This window comes from Psychrobacter pasteurii (assembly GCF_900162815.1).
In the GTDB taxonomy this organism is placed as follows: Bacteria; Pseudomonadota; Gammaproteobacteria; order Pseudomonadales; family Moraxellaceae; genus Psychrobacter; species Psychrobacter pasteurii.
This window is the reverse complement of record NZ_FUGD01000124.1, coordinates 1-4,960: the sequence shown is the minus strand read 5'-3', so window position 1 is coordinate 4,960 and position 4,960 is coordinate 1. Positions and strand designations below refer to the sequence as shown.

General features: G+C 41.9%; 5 protein-coding genes, 1 tRNA gene and 2 pseudogenes. 2 read left to right on the top strand and 6 right to left on the bottom strand.

The features are described 5' to 3' along the window. The 6 genes and pseudogenes from A1232T_RS11050 to A1232T_RS11025 all read right to left on the bottom strand — a co-directional run. Positions 1-405, bottom strand: a pseudogene (locus A1232T_RS11050) (RNA-guided endonuclease InsQ/TnpB family protein); the annotation flags it as partial. A 194-nt stretch (positions 406-599) separates the two neighbouring features. Continuing rightward, positions 600-1,208 carry a class I SAM-dependent methyltransferase gene (locus A1232T_RS11045; RefSeq protein WP_077449462.1) on the bottom strand — a complete coding sequence of 203 codons (609 nt, stop codon included), beginning with the start codon at positions 1,206-1,208 and terminating at the stop codon, positions 600-602. Positions 1,209-1,289: 81 nt separating this feature from the next. Then, positions 1,290-1,982 (bottom strand): phosphoglycolate phosphatase, encoded by a 693-nt coding sequence (locus A1232T_RS11040; RefSeq protein ID WP_077449461.1) that lies wholly within the window; start codon positions 1,980-1,982, stop codon positions 1,290-1,292. A 41-nt stretch (positions 1,983-2,023) separates the two neighbouring features. After that, a complete protein-coding gene (locus A1232T_RS11035; protein WP_077449460.1) occupies positions 2,024-2,524 on the bottom strand; it encodes a DUF4385 domain-containing protein in 501 nt (166 codons plus the stop codon). Positions 2,525-2,853: 329 nt separating this feature from the next. Continuing rightward, positions 2,854-2,929, bottom strand: a tRNA-Phe gene (locus A1232T_RS11030). A 117-nt stretch (positions 2,930-3,046) separates the two neighbouring features. Then, entirely contained in the window at positions 3,047-3,478 is a 432-nt protein-coding gene (locus A1232T_RS11025) for a hypothetical protein (RefSeq protein WP_077449459.1), read from the bottom strand. A gap of 221 nt (positions 3,479-3,699) precedes the next feature. On the opposite strand from A1232T_RS11025, the gene hisB reads away from it, so the two are divergent. Together hisB and A1232T_RS11015 are read left to right on the top strand one after the other, a co-directional pair. Next, entirely contained in the window at positions 3,700-4,326 is a 627-nt protein-coding gene (gene hisB, locus A1232T_RS11020; RefSeq protein WP_077449458.1) for an imidazoleglycerol-phosphate dehydratase HisB, read from the top strand. 229 nt (positions 4,327-4,555) lie between these two features. Further along, positions 4,556-4,939, top strand: a pseudogene (locus tag A1232T_RS11015) (RNA-guided endonuclease InsQ/TnpB family protein); the annotation flags it as partial. Positions 4,940-4,960: the final 21 nt, after the last annotated feature.

Sequence of the window (4,960 nt, the reverse complement as noted above, 5' to 3'; positions counted from 1 at the left end):
ACCTTTAGATAGCGATAGCTGTAGGGTTGATTTCAGTGCCTTCTTACCTGTCTGCCTTGTTTGCAAATACTTGATAGCAGATTTTTTAAAAGGTATCCATCCCAATGATTTAAGTTTGGCATCAGGACGATTGGTACGCCAGTTAAGTTTGGCTTTTTTAAATTGTTTTCGGGCCTTGGCGTGAGTTTCATTGATGGCTTGCAGTGTTTGACTGTGTAATCCTAAATACTCACCGCTACCTTTGGTGTATTGGCTTAAATCATAAGCACTAAAAAACTTACCGGTACGTTTTAGATGCTCAAAACTTAACGCATTAACATAGTTCCACACGAAGTTTACCGAACCGCTTAGCTGATTCAGCTCTTTTATGTGTTTGTCTTTAATGCGTAGCTTGAGGGTTTTCATATCTTTAGTATGGCAAGTTTAATTTTGACTTACAACCCTTTAACGACTTCTTACGACAGTGTGTGTCGCCTTATATCCACCCCCTGAAGTGGGTGGTTTTACGGCGACCGGTGATAAAAAATGTACCAACAAAAAAGCCCCGACTTATTGAGTTGGGGCTTTTCTCATTGAAGCTAGCTACTACTATTGTTCTTTTATTCTTTAATCGCGCGGGTAATGGTGTAAGTTTTGCCTTGTTTTACTTTATCGGCATTACCAAAGACTTCGGTGAAAGCACGTTTCATAAACTGGCGAAGACCATTGATAGTCACTACATAGAAGCGGCCACCGGTACGCATTTTGCTATAAGCATCCAGTAGGTATAGATAATGCTGTTCTTTGCCCACTTTGGCCGGCAGGTTAGACATCACTAGGCTGAAGTCTTTGTTCGGATCCACATGATTAAAACCGTTAGACAAATGCACATCGACGTTGGTTAGTCCGTTTTTCTCACAGTTACGACGGGCATATTCAACTGCCATGAAGTCTTTATCAATCAAGGTGTGTTGGCCTTGAGGGCATTCTCTAGCTGCAGTCATGCCCAGCACCCCATAACCACACCCTAGATCAATAGAGTCATCATCCACTTGAAAATCAACGTGATCAAGTAGCATCAAGCTGCCAGCATCCAGCTTCTCAGGAGAGAAGATGCCCCAAGTAGTGGTGAAATGCATTGGGGCTCCCAGTACATCTTGAGTAAACGCAATGTCTTCTCGCCAGTGTTTGGATTTTTCTAGTAAGTCAGCAGGAGGGGTGTGGGTCATGGTGTTGCCTTAACGGTTAATAGGGTTGAGTAGTCGTCTTAGAGCTAGTGGGCTATTTGGATTATGATTCGCTATTTGGGATTATTGATACTGAGTCATAATCCAGTCTATAAGGCTTTGAAAATCATCAAAAGCTTGAGTTGGATTGAGCTCACGAATGTCTTGGCCGTAATTATAACCGTAAGATAGGCCTAGTGTGTCAATATTAGCGTTTTGACCGGCTAAAATATCGTTTTTAGAGTCGCCAATCATCACTGCATGCTCGGGTGCAATCTGTAAAGTGCGACAAACATAGCGAAGTGGCTCAGGGTCTGGTTTTTTGACCGGTAAGCTGTCTCCGCCAAGTACCTCGGTAAACAGCTCACTCCAGCCAAAGGACTCTAGAATTTTAGGCACAAACTGCATAGGTTTGTTGGTGACCAAGGCTAGGGTAAAGCCGGCTTGCTTTAATTTTTTTAAGCCTTCATCCACATTGGGGTAGGCAACGGTATTTTTACCGCTTATTTTGGCGTAGGCGTCGAAGAACACCTTTTCAGCATGGTCAGCTTCATCTTGGGTTAATTGGTCCTCTGTGACCTCTACAGAGCCAACCAGAGCACGTTCTACTAACATACGTGACCCATTACCCACCCAGTTACGAATGGTATCGATAGGATAGGGGGCTTTTTCTAAAGTGGTCAGCATGTCATTGGTCGCTTGCGCCAAATCCGGCACGCTATCAATCAAGGTGCCATCGAAATCAAAAATAAGCAGTTCTTTTTTTACAGCAGTCATAAGATTCTCATAAAACTAAAAGGGTGTAATTTGCCGTTCAATCAATCAACGTCTTTGTATTTTTCGCGATGTGCTTTTTTCATTTTTAGATAAATCTCATTGGCTCGGCACAAATCCCATTTTTCTTTAAATATTCTGGCCGACTCCGCTTTGATTGGATCTTCTTCATCGCGAGGCAGCTCTTCTCGACCATGCGCACCGCTTTGGCCTTTTTTATCCTCAGGTACAGGGCCTTTGTATTTCTTGCCGCCTTTGTGATTAGCATAGCGCCGAGCTCGGGTATAGCCCATCTGCAAAAACTTGCGAGCCATATCAGCACCGACGAAATCGTTATTGTCTAAGTAATCTAAAAACATCTGATAAATTTTATCGCTGCTCTCGGTAGCGACGTCAGGCGTGGCAAAGCGCCAATGCGGTAGGATCTCGGATTTATAAGGCTCAACCAGCAGCACGCCCTGTTCGCCACGGCCCACCCGATACAGCTCGGGGTGCTCACGCAAGTTCAGGTTTTTGTAGTCTAAGTCGTAATCAAATTCACGCATAGCCAAATCGACCCACCAGATGTGCGATAAAAACAGGATAGCTCTTAAAACAGTATAGCTGTCAAAAGCCAGCAGTAAATATTGACTCTGTAACCTAATAGTTGAGAAATGGCTAGATAGAGGGTGTTTCAGGGATATCGACAAAGGGAGTGTTTATCAAAGGCGAATCAATTAAGAGATGGCTCGTGTATTAACTAAAAGTGCTAATTAGCCAATTAAGAGTATGGGTTAAAACAGCGAATGTTAAAGTGAGTCTCAATCAAAAATCAACAGACATAAAAAAACCCCAAACGGTTAGTTTGAGGTTTTTTTGGAATTCGTTATAAAGATGGTGGCTCGAGGCAGAATCGAACTGCCGACACAAGGATTTTCAATCCTTTGCTCTACCAACTGAGCTATCGAGCCGTCTTTATGAGGTCGCTATTAAACTAAATATTCGATGACCTGTCAACCCTTTTTTTGAAAATAAATCAAAATAGTTGAAATAATATGCAAAAAAGGTCAGATATTCAGAATTAAGGCCTATTTTAACCGAATTAATTCATATTCACTCATAATTCTATGAACTTGCTCGTCAACCGGCATAAATTGACGAACGCCTTTTTTAATTTCTTTATCGTATACCATTTTAATAAATTTAGCGTCGATGCCTCGATTGACGTTTTCAGGGTGCATCGCTAAATATTGCAAACGCTTGGTGTCGGTCTGACCATCATCAAAGCAGCCAATAACCGCAATGGGCTTGTCATTAAACATGCCTACATACATCAGATTGCCCCGTTTAAAAGCGGCCTCAAACAGCGCTAGGACAGCCTCACTGTCCTCCAGGTCGCCTATATTGGCATTTTCAGCAGCATAAAGCTTACCAATACGCTCACGTAACTCCCCGTCATGAGTGATCTCACGCATAATAGGGGCATCAAAGGAATTAATAGCAACGGCTTCTAATGGCATAGGTAATATTCCAAAGGTTAAGTGACGATTGTGGCTAAAATAAGGCTTATATTATTAGCCTTATTTTAGCAAACTATCTGGGTTTAAAGGGGGCATATATGGCTTAAAAGTATTACCTTTGCTATTATCAGGTTAAGTGTGTTGTTTTTACTGCTATTTAGCAACTGTTAAAGGGTATTGTTTTTTTATTAACCAGCCAATTATTAGTGAGCCTTACTGCCATGACTACTGAAATAAGTTCAAATCCAGCCAACCGTCCAAATCGTATCGCCAGCGTTGAGCGTAATACTGCTGAGACTCAAGTTAGTGTTACCGTGAACCTTGATGGTACCGGTCAAGGTACTATTGATACCGGTGTGCCGTTTTTAGACCATATGCTGGATCAAATCAAACGCCATGGTCTGTTTGATTTAGATGTTAAATGTAATGGGGATACTTATATTGATGATCACCATAGTGTTGAAGATACCGGTATTACCATTGGTCAGGCTTTCGCCAAAGCGTTGGGTGACAAAAAAGGTATTCGCCGTTATGGTCACTTCTATGCGCCACTAGATGAGTCGTTAACCCGTGCTGTGGTAGATATCTCAGGTCGCCCAGGCCTGCACATGGATATTCCATTTACGCGCTCACACGTGGGCACATTTGACGTGGATTTATTCAGTGAGTTCTTCTTTGGTTTTGTAAACCATGCTTGGATGACTGTGCACTTAGACAACTTAAAGGGCAAAAACAGCCACCACCAGATCGAGTGTACTTTCAAAGCTTTCGCTCGTGCATTACGTATGGCGTGTGAGTATGATGAGCGTGCGCTAAACACCCTACCTTCTACCAAAGAAGCTTTATAATCTAATTAAAAATATTAGAGAGGAGACCGGAGGCAGATAGCTTTCGGTCTTTTTTCATGGTCATTAAATTTAGTCCCCCAAAGCCACAAAAGCCGTTTATAATTTATTGAGTTATCACCTATCGCCGTAAAACCACCCCACTTCAGGGGGTGGATATAAGGCGACATGTAGTGTCGTGAGTAGTACTTAAAGGGTTGTAAGCTAAAATTAATCTTGCGATACTAAGCATATGAAAACACTCAAGCTACGCATTAAAGACAAACACATAAAAGAGCTGAATCGTCTAAGCGGTTCAGTGAACTTCGTGTGGAACTATATAAATGCACTTTGCTTTGAGCATTTAAACCGTACTGGTAAGTTTTTTAGTGCTTATGATTTAAGTGAGTATACCAAAGGAAGTGGTGAATATTTAGGATTACACAGTCAGACCTTACAGGCTATCAATGAGACACACGCTAAATCACGTAAACAATTTAAAAAAGCCAAACTTAGCTGGCGCAGCAACCGTCCTGATGCCAAACGTAAATCACTTGGCTAGATACCTTTTAAAAAATCTGCTATCAAGTATTTGCAAACAAGGCAGACAGGTAAGAAGGGACTGAAATCAACCCTATAGCTATCGCTATCTAAAGGT

Coding starts and splice junctions, on each gene's coding strand:
- A1232T_RS11045 (WP_077449462.1), bottom strand. CDS start 1,208: ATGACCCACACCCCTCCTGCTGACTTACTAGAAAAATCCAAACACTGG.
- A1232T_RS11040 (WP_077449461.1), bottom strand. CDS start 1,982: ATGACTGCTGTAAAAAAAGAACTGCTTATTTTTGATTTCGATGGCACC.
- A1232T_RS11035 (WP_077449460.1), bottom strand. CDS start 2,524: ATGCGTGAATTTGATTACGACTTAGACTACAAAAACCTGAACTTGCGT.
- A1232T_RS11025 (WP_077449459.1), bottom strand. CDS start 3,478: ATGCCATTAGAAGCCGTTGCTATTAATTCCTTTGATGCCCCTATTATG.
- hisB (WP_077449458.1), top strand. CDS start 3,700: ATGACTACTGAAATAAGTTCAAATCCAGCCAACCGTCCAAATCGTATC.